Below are 14,029 nucleotides of genomic sequence, written 5' to 3'. Positions count from 1 at the left end.
TTGGGGCTTTTCGTATCCATGTCCGTCATCGTGGAAAATCACAAGCATGAGTGATAACGTCAATGCAGATCCGGCCGAATTGGCCAAATTCTCCGAACTCGCCCACCGCTGGTGGGACCCCGAAAGCGAATTCAAACCATTGCACCAGATCAACCCCCTGCGGCTTGAATGGATCAACGGTATTTGCCCGCTTTCAGGTAAACGCGTGTTGGATGTGGGCTGCGGGGGCGGCATTCTGGCGGATTCCATGGCTCGGAAAGGAGCCGATGTGTTGGGCATCGACCTGGCCACCAAGGCGCTGCGCGTGGCGCAGTTGCATGCCATGGAGGCCCAGACCAGCAACATCCAGTATCGTGAGATCAGCGTGGAAATCCTGGCGCAAGAACAGCCTGCCAGCTTCGATGCGGTCACTTGCATGGAAATGCTGGAGCACGTGCCGGATCCTGCTTCTGTGGTGCAGGCTTGCGCTCGTCTTGTCAAGCCGGGTGGATCGGTGTTTTTCTCCACCATCAACCGCAATGCGAAAGCCTTCATGCTGGCCATCGTCGGCGCCGAGTACGTGCTGAACATGCTGCCGCGTGGCACTCACGAATATGCAAAGATGATCAAGCCCAGTGAACTGGCCCTGAGCTGCCGCAATGCGGGGCTCGACATTGAGGCCACTCGAGGTCTTGAATACAACCCGCTGACCAAGCGCTACTGGATGAGCGACGACACCAGTGTCAACTACCTGTTTGCCACCCGGCGCAACGCTTGATGCCTTATCCGACACTCCTATTTACTGACCCATGTTTCAGAACATTCGCGCCGTGCTGTTCGACCTCGATGGCACGCTGATCGACAGCGCACCCGACCTGGGCGCTGCCGCCGACAAAATGCGCACGGACCGAGGCATGTCATCCCTTCCCCTGGAGCGATACCGGTCGATGGCAGGAGCTGGAGCGCGCGGAATGCTCGGCGAGGCTTTTGGAATGACACCCGAGCATCCCGACTTCCTGGCCTTTCGGGAGGAGTTCTTCGTGAACTACGAATCCCGGATGACCGAGCTCACGAGCATTTTTGACGGAGTGGCAGAAATGGTCGCGCAGATCGTCGAGCGCGAACTCGTGTGGGGCGTGGTTACCAACAAGGCTTCCCGATTCACCGACCCCCTGACCCGCGCCATTCCTCTGTTCGCAAGCGCCGGGGCGGTTGTCAGCGGTGACACGACGCCGCACTCCAAGCCCCATCCCGCTCCGTTGCTCGAGGCTGCGGCGCGCTTGAACGTTGCGCCTGCGCAGTGCATCTATGTAGGAGATGATGAGCGTGACATAGTGGCAGGGCTGGCCGCAGGCATGGGAACGGTCGCTGCGACCTACGGTTACTTGGGGGTCAAGAACAACCCTCTCGACTGGGGGGCGCATGCTGCAATTAAATGTCCCGGGGACCTCTTGCAATTGCTCGATGGCGCCTAAAATAGAAGGCCTGGGGCTGTCCTGGTTTCGACGTGGGTTCGGAATCGGTGTGGTGCATGTCGAGCTTGAGTCACGCTCGTAAATCTCGATTTAACAAACTAACTGCAAACGACGAACGTTTCGCACTCGCTGCTTAATTGCCAGTGAGCCTTGCAACAGTTGGCCGATGGGCTGGGCAAGGGGGTTCTGAGCAATCAGCGCCTCCCGGCTGCAAGGATAATTACATGGGCTGGCTTTGATCCGGGTACCTTGGGTTGAAGCGAGAAAATAGGGTGCTGGCCGCCGTTGTAGCGTGCGACTGCGCGACAACGGTAGCGAGATTTAAATCAGACCGCTAAACATGTAGATCTGCCCGATAAAGGCTTGCGGACGCGGGTTCAATTCCCGCCAGCTCCACCATACAAGACACCGCCACACCCTGGAGAACCCAGGCTGTGGCGGTTTTTCTTTGCCTGGAGGTGTCTGGTGCTGTCGGTGAATTCACACGGAATTCACACCGATCAGTAATTTCCCACAATGCGCAATTCGGGCTTCGGCTTCTGGAAATCCTCCCGGATGAACCGCCCGTACGAGCGAAAGACCATTTCCACATCCTCGTGGCAGAGCTGGGGGGGGCACATGCCAAGGGTTCTGACCTGCGGTGAGGAGCGTCGAGGCGTTGGTATGCCGGACTTCATGCGGGTTGCGGCACTCTACCCCCAGAGCTCGCACAGACCGGTACCCGGAAAGTCTTTCGCTTCTGCGCATCCGGGGACCAGGGCTTTGTCATCGCGAGAATTGAGTCAGATGCGGACGCCCCTGACTTCTGAAACTGGGCGTTGAGCTCTCAGGGCCGCAACGGTGCTTGCGTCGAGTTCCACCTCGCGGATGCCGGCCGCTGTCTTTGGCTCCTTGATGACGTCGTTATCCCGGTTTTAAGCCAGCCCCGCAGCGATGAGGTGCGGCTTCCATGCTGCATGCACAAGCTTTTTGATTCCGCTTGCGCTTGGATGAAGCTCGTTCGCCCAGTCGCCGTCCATGCCGATCCGCAGCGCACACTTGGCCACTCGATTCGTGCAGAGGATCCCTAGAAGAACCATTGCCAGCAGCACAGCCATTGCATCCGGCCCCAAGGAGAGCCGCGAAGCAGCAGGGTCCACATAGCCGCAATGCCGAGACGGTGATGAGAATCGTCCAAATGATGACTTTCGGTGACGAGGATTGCATATCGGGCGGTGGTCGAGATCGGCGTTTCCGTTCCGTCTACAGCAGTCGTCAATTGCGAGCAGTTGGCCCTCCATGGGAGTCATGCCCAGAGCCTGGCGTTGCGGCTCAAGGCAGAGCGGCCACCGTGAATTGTGCGAGGATGGCCAATGTTCTTGTGATGTGCGCAAGAGGTATGGCGTTCAACCGTGAGGAGCCCCAAGGATCATGAAGGACTCAGTTCGCTCTCGGGTTGTGGCACCCAGCACGGTCACTCGCATGGGGCTTGGGCTCATCAATCTTTTGGGTCTCTGGCTGTGCGCGGGGGTGGTTGCCTTGCTGCGGACTCCCTGGCACACGCCCGCCATGCTGGCAAATCTCCTGGCGGCAGCCGCCTTCGCCCTGGCTCTCTGTGCGGCGGTGCGCGGCGGTATTTCTGGGCGACTGGTTGCCTTGGCTGGTGGCGTGAATGTCCTGGCGATACTGGCAGTGCTTGCGTTGGCCGCGTGGGAGTTGGCTTCTGGAGTACCCTGGCAGTCGGCTGCGGGGATGGTCAGCGTGGGAGGCGCAGTCCCAGCCATCAACGCTGCTTGGTGGTTGGTTTCTCAGCATCGAACAAGCTGAACGGATCGGATCCGACGTTGCCAAGGTCATCCTCGTGAAGTTGCGCAGCGATCACATCGCGTTGGGTGACGTGCGCCGCAACTGGGGCTGAAGTCGCGAATGTGAGCTGCTTGCGGCGATCTGGCCCATCGCTGATCACAGCCCGGCGATTGCTGCAGCCAATGCGACCGCGACAAGCTGTACTCCGAAGAAGATCACAAGAATCGGCATGGGGCCCCCTGGTTGCGAACCGGCCCATGCTAAAGATGCTGTCATTTGGCGAAAGTCCTCGCGCTGCTTGCAAGCGTGTCAGCCTGGTCCTACGGTTGCGCATCAACGGCAGCAGCCCTGGCGCACATGTAGGCAAAAGCTGTGCTGACGGTATGGCTTTGAAGGTTGGCGTTCCGGACGTTCGGTATGCGCGCGTCATTGGGCGAAAACCAGATCGCGCCCCGATGTTGTAGCGGCGTGTATCAGTTCTTGAAGCGCGCGGGGCAGCGCCACACAATCAACTTTCATCCACGCCGGAGGCCCGCCATGCCAATGGAGTATTTGAGAGCGCTGGAGCGCGATTCCCTGCCTGTTGTCGAGTCGGATGTGGGCAACATCGACAAACTTCGCGTTCTGCATGCGGCAGGAATGGTAGAGGTGCAACTCCCGCCCGTAGACTCACCCTGCCAGCGCGCGCAGATCCTCTATGTCACGGGTCTGGGCTGCGCGACGCTCCGCGCATACGGCGCAAGGCTGCGCATTCCCCACCGGGGTGAAGCCTTTCGCGATTTGGAAGCTTCGTTCGAATGACCTTGTCACGATGGGCCGCGCAGCGACAAATGGTTGCTCCCAGGTCGGTGTGAAAGCTCATACGCCAGAGAGACTGTCCTACAGATTGATGCGGTGCACAAGAAGGCCGCTCAAGAAGGTGCCGTCCATACGATGTGCCATCCACAACACTGGCATGGCCAGGCGAAAGGCACCTCATGAGCAGCACTTGGCACAAGTTGGCCCTCGGGAATGACGAACAGGCTTTCGAGCCCACTCTGCGCATTCAGCAGATGTTCATGTCCAGGTTTCTGATGTGTCGCCCGGGGTCGGGGCGTGCGCTTTTTTCCTGCTACGACAAGGCCAATGACAATCTTTGGCTGTACTTTTCGCCAGCAGCCCAGGACATCGCGTTGCGGGTTTATGCAGAGCCGTGTGATCCGCCGACTGCACTGGACTGCATCGGCCTGCTGGCCGGGGAGGGCGATGCCCTGGGCATCGAGCCGCCAGAGCTCGCAAAGGCGGCTTGAAGCGAGCGGTACCACCGTCGGATCGCACTGCGGCGTGCCTCGGCGCACAGGGTAAATGGTGCGTAAGTCGCATCCTACGATTGACCGCAAGACGATCCGACACGACGCCTCAGCGCCTGGTGCGCCAATGTTCCGCTCAAGCTCAATCCTGCATTGACGCGTCCGCAAAGTTTCGCCGCGAGGAAGCCCCATGTCATTCTCTGCCTGCTCCGATCACTCGTCGTTCCACCACATCGAGGCCTTGCCTGAGGCGCCATCTTTCCAGATGGGCCAGCCTTCCGAGGCACTCCGCCAGCGCCAGCAGGCTGACGACCTCCCTGCCTATCAAGGCGATGGAGATGGCCATGGCGTGGAGCGCGAATTGCAATTCTCCGATCCGGGATGTCGCCAGATCCAGGCCCTGGGGTGACCGCGCCAGCGTCGGGCGAGCCGCGCGGACATCGGGTTGCAGCGCCCGCATTGCTCCCCACACTCCATATCCGCGCGCACGGCCCGGTGCAATACCAAGCCAGGGTATTCCAGGGCAAGACACTGGTCGGTGAGCCAACACTGCATTCGAGTGTGGAAGAGGCTATATGTGCCTATGGGCAGGGCGGTGCGGCACAGGCCGGATACTGCATCTGGTATGAAGGCTGCACGATAGGCGCCCTGCCGCTGGCTCGAATGCGCGACGATGCAGCCAGTCTTGCCGAGAGACTCATCGTGCTTGCCGCTGTCATGCGATAGGCGACCGCCTGGGCCAAGCGCCCCATTGGGGGGCTCTTCTCCTTCCCGGCCGCCCGTCTTGTGCACCGATACAAAGCGAAATAAACCGAAACTGCGCCGAGACCACCCGACTGGGCTGCGCGGGCACCATCAGGGTCATGTTCAACACCGTCCGTGAAAGGACTGCATCATGAAATCCTGGATCAAGAGAACCCTGGTGGGATTGTTCGGCGCTTCGATCATGGTGGGTGGTCTCACTGCTTGCTCCGGTGGCTACCACCACCGACATGGCGCCATGACGCCGGAGAAGATGGCCGAGATGCGCGGCAAGGTGGTCGAGCGCGTGAGCAGCAAGCTCGATCTCACGGACGCACAGAAGCAAAAACTCAATACGCTGGCGGACAAGCTGCAGGCCCAGCGCACTGCTCTGGTCGGCCAGACGGCGGATCCGCGCGCAGAGGTCCAGGCCATCGTGGCTGGCGACAAGTTCGACCGCACACGTGCCCAGGCCCTGCTGGATGAAAAGACCCGGGCCGTGCAGGCCAACAGCCCTGAGGTGATCACGGCGCTGGCAGATTTCTATGACAGCCTCAATCCGGGTCAGCAGCAGAAAGTGCGCGAGCTGATGCAGCGGCGCAAGGGCTGGCTGGCGCGCACCTGAGGCAGGGAGCGTCAACATGTCACCTTTGCTCCAACCCATTCACCAACTGGCCACGCAACTGCGCGAGCATGGGCCGGTGCTGCTGGCGGGCATGCCCGAGCCACATGATGAGCTGATGTCCCTGGTGTGGGGCCCGCGTTTTGACCGCGAGCATGCGCTGGGCCTGGTTGCGCGCCAGCCCGTTCAGGCGGCCCTGGCGGCGCTGCCCGCGTTGCTGGCCGCTGCAGATGCCTTCGATGCCCTGCACATCCCCGCGCAACGGCGCTTGCGAGACCTGATCCGCAGACACCGTGCATTGTGTGCGGTATCTGCTGACGCACACGGCGATGGCGCCTGGCACGGCAGCGGCGCCGAGCCGGCAGTGCGCGCCATCCATACCCGTGGGCAGGATTGGGGCATGGCCGAAGAAGCAGGGCAGGCCTGGGGCATTGCGCCCGGCCAGCGCGCCATGCCGGAATACAGCCTGTCAGTGTAAGAATTGCACATGCACCGCATCCTTCTCATCGACGACGACGAACAACTGGGGCCCCCGCTCACGGTGTACTTCCAGCGCTTCGAGCTGGAACTGACCCATGCGCTTCGGCCCAGCGACGGGCTGGCCCGGCTTGCTGCGGGCGGATTTGATGCCGCCATCCTCGACGTCATGCTGCCCGAGATGGACGGGTTCGAGTTGTGCCGAACCATCCGCAAGCAAGGCGACCTGCCCGTGGTGATGCTCACGGCCCGCGGGGAGGTGATGGACCGCGTGGTCGGGCTGGAGCTGGGTGCGGACGATTACCTGCCCAAGCCGTTCGAGCCGCGCGAACTCGTGGCCCGTCTGCAGACCGTGTTGCGACGCCGCCGGACGCCGGGGGCGGGCGGGGGGACGGGGGTGCTGGAGTTCGATGGGCTGAGCATCGATGCGGCGCGGCGCAGCGTTCAGCGCCACGGGGCTGACATCGAGCTCACGGGGACGGAGTTTGACCTGCTGCATCTGCTGGCACGCGAGCCTGGCAAGGTCTTCAGCCGTGACGACATCCTGAACCAGTTGCGCGGACATGAGGCCGAGCTGTACACCCGCGCGGTGGACATCGTGGTCAGCCGCCTGCGCAAGAAGCTCGAGCCGCTCGACTGCATCAAGACGCTGCGCAACGCGGGCTACTCGCTCGCGCTGCGGCGCGGCCCAGCGCCATGAGGTGGTGGAGTAGCCGCCAACGGGCGCGCCACGACATCCCGGGCCTCGAACACGACTGCCCATGGCACCGCCGTGCAAGCAGGACCGTCGGCTACTCGCTGCGCATACGGTTGGTGCTGGTCTTCATGGCCCTGGCGATCACGGTGGCCATTGCCTTCATGGGCGGCGTGCAGAAGGCCGTGTCCGTGGGCTGGCGCGAGGCGGCGCGACCGTTGCTGATGGACTACGTGGACCGCCTGGCTGCGGAGATCGGCTCCCCCCCCAGCGTCGAGCGCGCACAGGCCATTGCCAAGCGGCTGCCCGTGACGCTGCGCATCGACGGGCCGTCGGTCCACTGGGAGTCGCACCCCGACCAACCGCGCCCTGACTGGATGAGCGACAAGTTCCAGCGCGAGGACCACTGGAACGGCCATGGCAGCGACGACCAGGGCCGGCGGCTCTTGCAGCGCATCACGGCCGACGGGCACAGCATCGAGTTTGGCCTCAACGCGCTGTCGTGGGACAAGCGGCCGCGCATCGCGTGGGGCACGCTCACCGTGCTGCTGCTGCTCACGGCGTTGGCGTATGTGTACGTGCGTCACCTTCTGCGGCCGCTGGACGACATCCGCATGGGCGCCCAGCGCTTCGGTGAAGGCAATTTCGCCCAGGCCATCCCCGTGCGGCACGCCCACCGGCCTGATGAACTGGGCCAGCTGGCGGCCACCATCAACACCATGGGCGACGACATCCACCAGATGCTGGAGGCTAAGCGCGCACTGTTGCTGGCCATGAGCCACGAGTTGCGAAGCCCGCTCACGCGGGCACGCCTGAACACCGAACTGCTGCCCGAAAGCACCGACGTGCAGACCCAGCGGTTGGCGCTGATGCGCGACCTGGGCGAGATGGCGGGCCTCATCACCGACCTGCTGGAAAGCGAGCGCCTGGCCGGGCGCCACGCAGCCCTGCACCGCGAGCCCACCGATCTTGCTGCGCTGGCGCGCGAGGTGATCGGCGAGTTGGGCACGCGCCACGCCAGCGCGGCGTCCATCGTGCTGCATGCGGACGTGAGCGGGGCACCGCAGGCACTGGCGGCGCTGTCGCTCGACCGCTCACGGCTTCGGCTGCTGCTGCGCAACCTGCTGGACAACAGCCTTCGGCACAGCGACCCGGCCGCTCCACCGCCTGAGCTGCATCTGCGGCGCGTGGATGGTTCCATCGTGATCGAGGTCCGCGATCACGGCCCGGGCGTTCCTGCGGAGCATCTGCCGCACCTGGCCCAGGCCTTCTACCGGCCTGACACGGCCCGCCAGCGCACCACGGGCGGAGTGGGGCTGGGCCTGTACCTGTGCCGCCTGGTGGCGCAGGCGCACGGTGGCACGCTGGACATGCGCAATGCAGAGCCCGGCCTGTCGGTCACGGTGCGCCTGCCCCTGGTGGACTGAGCGGCGACCTTGCCCGGTATTGGTGCACGGCAGGGCTGGGCACCATTCAGACCGCTTGCCCTGGCACTGCTGCAAGCTCTTGAGTCGATGTGCCGAATGGGGTCGGCTGGCATTGGGTTGAATGCTATTATTTATATAGCAATGGCCGAATAATCGCGCCAGCGCCCCCCCGACCCTCCGGCCTGGCCCCGTTCTTGCAAACCCAGATCACCCCGCGATTCTTGAGGCGCAGTGCTAGCGTTTACCCTGTATATACAGGTATGCTCGGACTGTCATCATGGCGGCTGGAAGCGGGTGCGACCCGGCCGGAGTGGGCAAAGGTACTTTCTTCAAACAGGAGCAGATGATGACTCGATCGGTTGTGAAATGGACGTCGCTGGCAGCGGCAGCGGCCTGCGTGATGGCAATGGCCGCACCGGCCCAGGCGCAAGAGACCAAGATTGTGCTGGGCATGTCCGGCTGGACGGGTTTTGCGCCGCTGACGCTGGCCGACAAGGCGGGCATCTTCAAGAAGAACGGCCTGGATGTGGAGATCAAGATGATCCCGCAGAAGGATCGCCACCTCGCACTGGCTTCCAAGTCCATCCAGTGCGCCGCCACCACGGTCGAGACGCACGTGGCCTGGAACGCCAACGGCGTGCCCATCGTGCAGATCTTCCAGATGGACAAGTCCTACGGCGCCGACGGCATTGCGGTGCGTGGCGACATCAAGGGCTTTGCGGACCTCAAGGGCAAGACCATCGGCGTGGATGCGCCCGGCACCGCCCCGTATTTCGGTCTGGCCTGGATGCTCAGTAAGAACGGCATGAGCCTCAAGGACGTGAAGACCACCACGCTGTCGCCTCAGGCCGCTGCCCAGGCCTTCGTGGCGGGGCAGAACGACGCCGCCATGACGTACGAGCCGTACCTGTCTACCGTGCGCGACAACCCTGCTGCGGGCAAGATCTTGGCCACCACGCTCGATTACCCCATGGTGATGGACACCGTGGGTTGCGACCCCACCTGGCTCAAGGCCAACGGCAAGGCCGCACAGGCCCTGGCCAACTCGTACTTCCAGGCACTCGACATGATCAAGGCCGACCCGGCCAAGTCCAACGAGATCATGGGCGCGGCGGTCAAGCAGACGGGCGAGCAGTTTGCCAAGTCGTCGTCCTTCCTGCGCTGGCAGGACAAGGCCGCCAACCAGAAGTTCTTTGCGGGCGAGCTGACCGCGTTCATGAAGGACGCCACGGCCATCCTTCTCGAGGCCGGCATCATCCGCAAGGGGCCCGAGGATCTGAACGTCACTTTCGACGCGAGCTTCATCAAGTAAATCGTTCCTGGAAGAAGAACGCGCCATGTCTGCTGTGCAACCTCTGCCCGTGACCACGCCCCAAGCCCCCGTGCGCCGGCGCTCGCTCGCTCCCCTGGAGCCTGTGAGTGCCCGTGCCCGCTGGCTGCTGGGCTTCGGTTTTTTTGTGTTGTTCGTGCTGGTGTGGGCGTTCTTCACACTGGGCGGCTTCGTGTCGCCTACCTTCCTGGCCAGCCCTGTCACCATGGCCAAGGAAGGCTGGCTGTTGTTCAGCGAGTACGGCTTTCACAAGGACATCGGCATGACGGTGTGGCGCGTGTTCGGCGGCTTCATCCTGGCCGCCGTCATCGCCGTGCCCCTGGGCATCGCGATGGGCGCGTACAAGGGCATCGAGGCATTCTTCGAGCCCTTCGTCTCGTTCTGCCGCTACCTGCCCGCGTCGGCCTTCATCCCGCTGCTCATCCTGTGGGCCGGCATCGGAGAGACGCAGAAGATCCTCGTCATCTTCATCGGCTCGGTCTTCCAGATCACGCTGATGGTGGCCGTCACCGTGGGCGGCGCGCGGCGCGACCTGGTGGAGGCTGCCTACACGCTGGGTGCGGGCCACAAGGGCATCGTCACGCGGGTGCTGATCCCCGGCGCTGCGCCCGAGATCGCCGAGACACTGCGCCTGGTGCTGGGCTGGGCCTGGACCTATGTGATCGTGGCGGAGCTGATCGGCTCGTCGAGCGGCATCGGCCACATGATCACCGACAGCCAGTCGCTGCTCAATACCGGCCAGATCATCTTCGGCATCATCATCATCGGCCTCATCGGGCTGGTGTCCGACTTCGCCTTCAAGGCGCTCAACCACCGCCTGTTTGCCTGGAGCTTTGTGCGATGAGCAGCGTATCCATCCAAGCCGTCTCGCGCGTCTTCGAGACCGCCAAGGGCCAGCGCACACAGGCGCTGCAGCCTGTCGACTTCGAGGTGCAGGACAACGACTTCGTGACCATCCTCGGCCCCTCGGGCTGCGGTAAATCCACCCTGCTGCGCATCGTGGCGGGGCTGGACCACGCCACCAGCGGCCGCGTGCTGCTCGACGGTGCGCCGGTGGACGGCCCGGGCGCCGACCGCGGCATGGTGTTCCAGAGCTACACGCTCTTCCCCTGGCTCACCATCGAGCAGAACATCCGCTTTGGCCTGCGCGAGCGCGGCATGCCCGAATCGCAGCAAAAGGAACGCGCCGCGTACTTCATCGCCAAGGTGGGCCTGCGTGGCTTCGAGCAGCACTTTCCCAAGCAGCTGTCGGGCGGCATGCAGCAACGCACCGCCATTGCGCGCGCGCTGGCCAACGACCCCAAGATCTTGCTGATGGACGAGCCCTTCGGCGCGCTGGACAACCAGACCCGCGTGCTCATGCAGGAGCTGCTGCTCGGCATCTGGGAGTCCGAGCGCAAGACGGTGCTGTTTGTCACCCACGACATCGATGAAGCCATCTTCATGGCCAACCGCGTGGCCGTGTTCAGCGCCCGGCCCGGCCGCATCAAGACCGAGCTGGCGGTGGACCTGCCGCACCCGCGCCACTACACGATCAAGACCAGCCCCGAGTTCATGGACCTCAAGGCGCGCCTCACCGAAGAGATCCGCGCTGAATCCATGGCGGCGGACCTGCACTGATCTGAACCCGCACCAGCCCATGAGCGCCCGCCCATCCCGCCGCACCGCAGCCACTGCACCGCGCAGCGCCACGCCTGCCAGGGCCGTGGTCGCCGTGGCTGCGCCCGCGCAGGCCATGGCGCTGTACGAGCAGGTCAAGGACCATATCTCGCGCAAGATCCAGGAAGGCATCTGGCGTGCGGGCGACCGCCTGCCGTCCGAGAACGAACTGGTCACCCAGTTCGGCATCTCGCGCATGACGGTCAACCGCGCGCTGCGTGAGCTGGTGGAGCAGGGCCGCATCGTGCGCGTGGCCGGTGTAGGCAGCTTCGTGGCGGAAGACAAGCCCCAGTCCACGCTGCTGCAGATCGCCAACCTGGCTGGCGAGATCCGCCAGCGCGGGCACGACTATCGCTGCGACGTGCTGGCGGTGGAGCGCATCTCGGCCACGCTCGAAGTGGCCGCTGCGCTGGACCTGCGCACGGGCGAGTCGGTGTTCCACTCGCTGTGCATCCACCGCGAGGACGGCCTGCCCGTGCAGCTTGAAGACCGCCATGTGAACCCGCGCCAGGTGCCCCAGTTCGCCGCGCAGGACTTCACGCAACTGCAACCTTCCGAATACCTTGTGCGCAACGTGCCCTTCGACCAGATCGAGCATGTGGTCGATGCCGTCATGCCCACCGCCGAACAGGCGACGCTGCTGGAAATGTCGCCTCAGGAGCCATGCCTGCTGCTCACCCGCCGCACCTGGTCGCGCGGGGTGCCGATCACCGTGGTGCGGTGTTTGCACCCTGCCACCCGCTACCGTTTGGGCAGCCGCTTCCGAGCCGACGGCAATCCCGTCGCCGGTTGAATATGAAGCACCCCCTGAGTCGCTTCGCGCCTTCCCCCTCAAGGGGGACGACGCCCTCGCTGCGGGGCGGCTCTTGCTCGGCGTCTCTCGCGGGTGCCGTGGCAGTTTCACCCGTTGCGGGATTGGCTGACAGGATTTGAAGAACAAATTAACGCTGCTTATTTTTCGCTTGTACCTACTTGTATATACAGGATCAACGCCATGACACAGAACACATCACCCATCACTCTGCACCCCGGCCGCGTCACGCTGGCCGAGCTGCGCCGCATCCACGCGGGCCCTGTGCAACTGGTGCTCGATGCGTCGGCACGCGCAGGTTTGCACAAATCCCTGGCCACGGTGCAGCGCATCGTCGATGAAGACCAGGTGGTCTATGGCATCAACACCGGCTTTGGCAAGCTGGCCAGCACCAAGATCGCGCACGACCGCCTGGCCGAGCTGCAGCGCAACCTGGTGCTGTCGCACAGCGTGGGCACGGGCGATCCGCTGCCCGACGACGTGGTGCGCCTCATCCTGGCCACCAAGGCCGTGAGCCTGTCGCGTGGCCATTCGGGCGTGCGGCCCGAGCTGGTGGATGCATTGCTGGCCCTGGCCAATGCCAATGTGCTGCCGGTGATCCCGGCCAAGGGCTCTGTGGGTGCATCGGGCGACCTGGCGCCGCTGGCGCACATGGCCTGCGTGCTGATTGGGGAAGGGCAGGCCAAGGTAGATGGCAAGGTGGTGCCCGGTGCCGAGGCCATGCGTTCCATCGGCCTGCAGCCCTTTGTGCTGGGCCCCAAGGAAGGGCTGGCGCTGCTCAACGGCACACAGGTGTCCACCGCGCTCGCACTGGCCGGTTTGTTTGGCGCCGAGAGCGTGTTCGCGGCCGCGCTGGTGGCGGGCTGCCTTTCGCTTGAAGCCATCAAGGGCTCGGTCAAGCCCTTTGACGCGCGCATCCACGAAGCACGTGGCCAGGCCGGGCAGATCGCCGTGGCCGCCGCCGTGCGCGCGCTGCTCGACGGCAGCGCCATCGACCCCTCGCACCCGAACTGCGGTCGTGTGCAAGACCCATACTCCATCCGCTGCGTTCCGCAGGTGATGGGCGCATGCCTGGACAACCTGCACCACGCTGCCCGTGTGCTCACCATCGAGGCGAATGCGGCGTCCGATAACCCCTTGGTCTTCGACAACGGCGACGTGATCTCCGGCGGCAACTTCCACGCCGAGCCCGTGGCCTTTGTGGCCGACATCATCGCGCTCGCAGTTGCCGAGATCGGCGCGATTTCCGAGCGCCGCCTGTCGCTGCTGCTGGACCCCGGCCTCTCGGGCCTGCCCGCGTTCCTGATCCGCGACAGCGGCGTGAATTCGGGTTTCATGATCGCCCAGGTCACTGCCGCAGCGCTGGCCGCTGAAAACCAGTGCCTGGCCAACCCCAGCAGCGTGACCAGCCTGCCGACATCGGCCAACCAGGAAGACCATGTTTCCATGGCCACCTACGGCGCGCGCCGCCTGGGTGACATGGTGCGCAATGCGGCAGTGATGGTCGGCATCGAGGCCATGGCAGCCGCGCAGGGCATGGAGTTCGACCGCAGTCTCAAGTCTTCACCTTTGGTGGAGGAGCAATTCGCCGCCATCCGCGAGCGCGTGGCCTACCTGGAGCAGGACCGCTACCTCGCCCCCGACATCGAAGCCATGCGCGCCTGGGCCCAGCAGGCCACCTGGCCCGCAGCGCTCACGCAATGCCTGCCCAGCTTTGCCTGATTTTTTCCACGCACACCC

The 14,029-nt window shown here is 63.9% G+C and carries 14 protein-coding genes, 1 other RNA gene and 1 pseudogene; all 16 read left to right on the top strand.

What is annotated here, in order from left to right:
- The first annotated feature begins 46 nt into the window (after nucleotides 1-46).
- Nucleotides 47-757: a bifunctional 2-polyprenyl-6-hydroxyphenol methylase/3-demethylubiquinol 3-O-methyltransferase UbiG gene (gene ubiG / locus KW835_RS06200; protein ID WP_218381432.1), complete on the top strand. Its 711-nt coding sequence runs from the start codon at nucleotides 47-49 to the stop codon at nucleotides 755-757.
- A 31-nt stretch (nucleotides 758-788) separates the two neighbouring features.
- The gene (locus KW835_RS06195; protein WP_218381431.1) at nucleotides 789-1,454 is read left to right on the top strand and encodes an HAD family hydrolase; all 666 of its coding nucleotides are present in this window, start codon (nucleotides 789-791) and stop codon (nucleotides 1,452-1,454) included.
- A 12-nt stretch (nucleotides 1,455-1,466) separates the two neighbouring features.
- Nucleotides 1,467-1,853: a transfer-messenger RNA gene (gene ssrA / locus KW835_RS06190) on the top strand.
- Between the two features lie 1,923 nt (nucleotides 1,854-3,776).
- Nucleotides 3,777-4,040 carry a hypothetical protein gene (locus KW835_RS06185; RefSeq protein ID WP_218381430.1) on the top strand — a complete coding sequence of 88 codons (264 nt, stop codon included), beginning with the start codon at nucleotides 3,777-3,779 and terminating at the stop codon, nucleotides 4,038-4,040.
- 176 nt (nucleotides 4,041-4,216) lie between these two features.
- Nucleotides 4,217-4,528: a hypothetical protein gene (locus KW835_RS06180; RefSeq protein ID WP_218381429.1), complete on the top strand. Its 312-nt coding sequence runs from the start codon at nucleotides 4,217-4,219 to the stop codon at nucleotides 4,526-4,528.
- A gap of 190 nt (nucleotides 4,529-4,718) precedes the next feature.
- A complete protein-coding gene (locus tag KW835_RS06175; protein WP_218381428.1) occupies nucleotides 4,719-4,937 on the top strand; it encodes a hypothetical protein in 219 nt (72 codons plus the stop codon).
- Between the two features lie 148 nt (nucleotides 4,938-5,085).
- Nucleotides 5,086-5,157: pseudogene (locus KW835_RS27105) on the top strand (hypothetical protein); the annotation flags it as partial.
- A 266-nt stretch (nucleotides 5,158-5,423) separates the two neighbouring features.
- Complete coding sequence (locus KW835_RS06165) at nucleotides 5,424-5,894, top strand: Spy/CpxP family protein refolding chaperone (protein WP_218381427.1); 471 nt, start codon at nucleotides 5,424-5,426, stop codon at nucleotides 5,892-5,894.
- Nucleotides 5,895-5,910: 16 nt separating this feature from the next.
- Nucleotides 5,911-6,369 carry a hypothetical protein gene (locus KW835_RS26785; protein ID WP_255593308.1) on the top strand — a complete coding sequence of 153 codons (459 nt, stop codon included), beginning with the start codon at nucleotides 5,911-5,913 and terminating at the stop codon, nucleotides 6,367-6,369.
- 9 nt (nucleotides 6,370-6,378) lie between these two features.
- Complete coding sequence (locus KW835_RS06155) at nucleotides 6,379-7,068, top strand: response regulator transcription factor (protein ID WP_218381426.1); 690 nt, start codon at nucleotides 6,379-6,381, stop codon at nucleotides 7,066-7,068.
- Complete coding sequence (locus KW835_RS06150) at nucleotides 7,065-8,489, top strand: cell wall metabolism sensor histidine kinase WalK (protein WP_218381425.1); 1,425 nt, start codon at nucleotides 7,065-7,067, stop codon at nucleotides 8,487-8,489. The genes KW835_RS06155 and KW835_RS06150 overlap by 4 nt, the downstream gene beginning before the upstream one ends.
- 346 nt (nucleotides 8,490-8,835) lie before the next feature.
- Nucleotides 8,836-9,801, top strand: coding sequence for an ABC transporter substrate-binding protein (locus KW835_RS06145; RefSeq protein ID WP_218381424.1), 966 nt, complete (start codon nucleotides 8,836-8,838; stop codon nucleotides 9,799-9,801).
- Nucleotides 9,802-9,826: 25 nt separating this feature from the next.
- Nucleotides 9,827-10,663, top strand: a complete 837-nt coding sequence (locus KW835_RS06140; protein ID WP_218381423.1) for an ABC transporter permease — start codon at nucleotides 9,827-9,829, stop codon at nucleotides 10,661-10,663.
- Nucleotides 10,660-11,439: an ABC transporter ATP-binding protein gene (locus tag KW835_RS06135; RefSeq protein ID WP_218381422.1), complete on the top strand. Its 780-nt coding sequence runs from the start codon at nucleotides 10,660-10,662 to the stop codon at nucleotides 11,437-11,439. The genes KW835_RS06140 and KW835_RS06135 overlap by 4 nt, the downstream gene beginning before the upstream one ends.
- A 19-nt stretch (nucleotides 11,440-11,458) precedes the next feature.
- A complete protein-coding gene (gene hutC / locus KW835_RS06130; protein WP_218381421.1) occupies nucleotides 11,459-12,271 on the top strand; it encodes a histidine utilization repressor in 813 nt (270 codons plus the stop codon).
- Nucleotides 12,272-12,472: 201 nt separating this feature from the next.
- A complete protein-coding gene (hutH, locus tag KW835_RS06125; RefSeq protein ID WP_218381420.1) occupies nucleotides 12,473-14,011 on the top strand; it encodes a histidine ammonia-lyase in 1,539 nt (512 codons plus the stop codon).
- The last annotated feature ends 18 nt before the right edge of the window (nucleotides 14,012-14,029 follow it).

Origin of the sequence: Acidovorax sp. sic0104 (assembly GCF_019219095.1) — a bacterium.
Classification (GTDB): Bacteria; Pseudomonadota; Gammaproteobacteria; order Burkholderiales; family Burkholderiaceae_C; genus Acidovorax.
The sequence above is the reverse complement of the archived record's forward strand: the minus strand, read 5'-3'. Positions and strand labels throughout refer to the sequence as shown.

What these genes read in the sequence shown, in the direction of transcription:
- KW835_RS06135 (WP_218381422.1), top strand. Translation starts at nt 10,660, where the DNA reads ATGAGCAGCGTATCCATCCAAGCCGTCTCGCGCGTCTTCGAGACCGCC.
- ubiG (WP_218381432.1), top strand. Translation starts at nt 47, where the DNA reads ATGAGTGATAACGTCAATGCAGATCCGGCCGAATTGGCCAAATTCTCC.
- KW835_RS06165 (WP_218381427.1), top strand. Translation starts at nt 5,424, where the DNA reads ATGAAATCCTGGATCAAGAGAACCCTGGTGGGATTGTTCGGCGCTTCG.
- KW835_RS06175 (WP_218381428.1), top strand. Translation starts at nt 4,719, where the DNA reads ATGTCATTCTCTGCCTGCTCCGATCACTCGTCGTTCCACCACATCGAG.
- KW835_RS06155 (WP_218381426.1), top strand. Translation starts at nt 6,379, where the DNA reads ATGCACCGCATCCTTCTCATCGACGACGACGAACAACTGGGGCCCCCG.
- KW835_RS26785 (WP_255593308.1), top strand. Translation starts at nt 5,911, where the DNA reads ATGTCACCTTTGCTCCAACCCATTCACCAACTGGCCACGCAACTGCGC.
- KW835_RS06185 (WP_218381430.1), top strand. Translation starts at nt 3,777, where the DNA reads ATGCCAATGGAGTATTTGAGAGCGCTGGAGCGCGATTCCCTGCCTGTT.
- KW835_RS06140 (WP_218381423.1), top strand. Translation starts at nt 9,827, where the DNA reads ATGTCTGCTGTGCAACCTCTGCCCGTGACCACGCCCCAAGCCCCCGTG.
- hutH (WP_218381420.1), top strand. Translation starts at nt 12,473, where the DNA reads ATGACACAGAACACATCACCCATCACTCTGCACCCCGGCCGCGTCACG.
- hutC (WP_218381421.1), top strand. Translation starts at nt 11,459, where the DNA reads ATGAGCGCCCGCCCATCCCGCCGCACCGCAGCCACTGCACCGCGCAGC.
- KW835_RS06180 (WP_218381429.1), top strand. Translation starts at nt 4,217, where the DNA reads ATGAGCAGCACTTGGCACAAGTTGGCCCTCGGGAATGACGAACAGGCT.
- KW835_RS06145 (WP_218381424.1), top strand. Translation starts at nt 8,836, where the DNA reads ATGACTCGATCGGTTGTGAAATGGACGTCGCTGGCAGCGGCAGCGGCC.
- KW835_RS06150 (WP_218381425.1), top strand. Translation starts at nt 7,065, where the DNA reads ATGAGGTGGTGGAGTAGCCGCCAACGGGCGCGCCACGACATCCCGGGC.
- KW835_RS06195 (WP_218381431.1), top strand. Translation starts at nt 789, where the DNA reads ATGTTTCAGAACATTCGCGCCGTGCTGTTCGACCTCGATGGCACGCTG.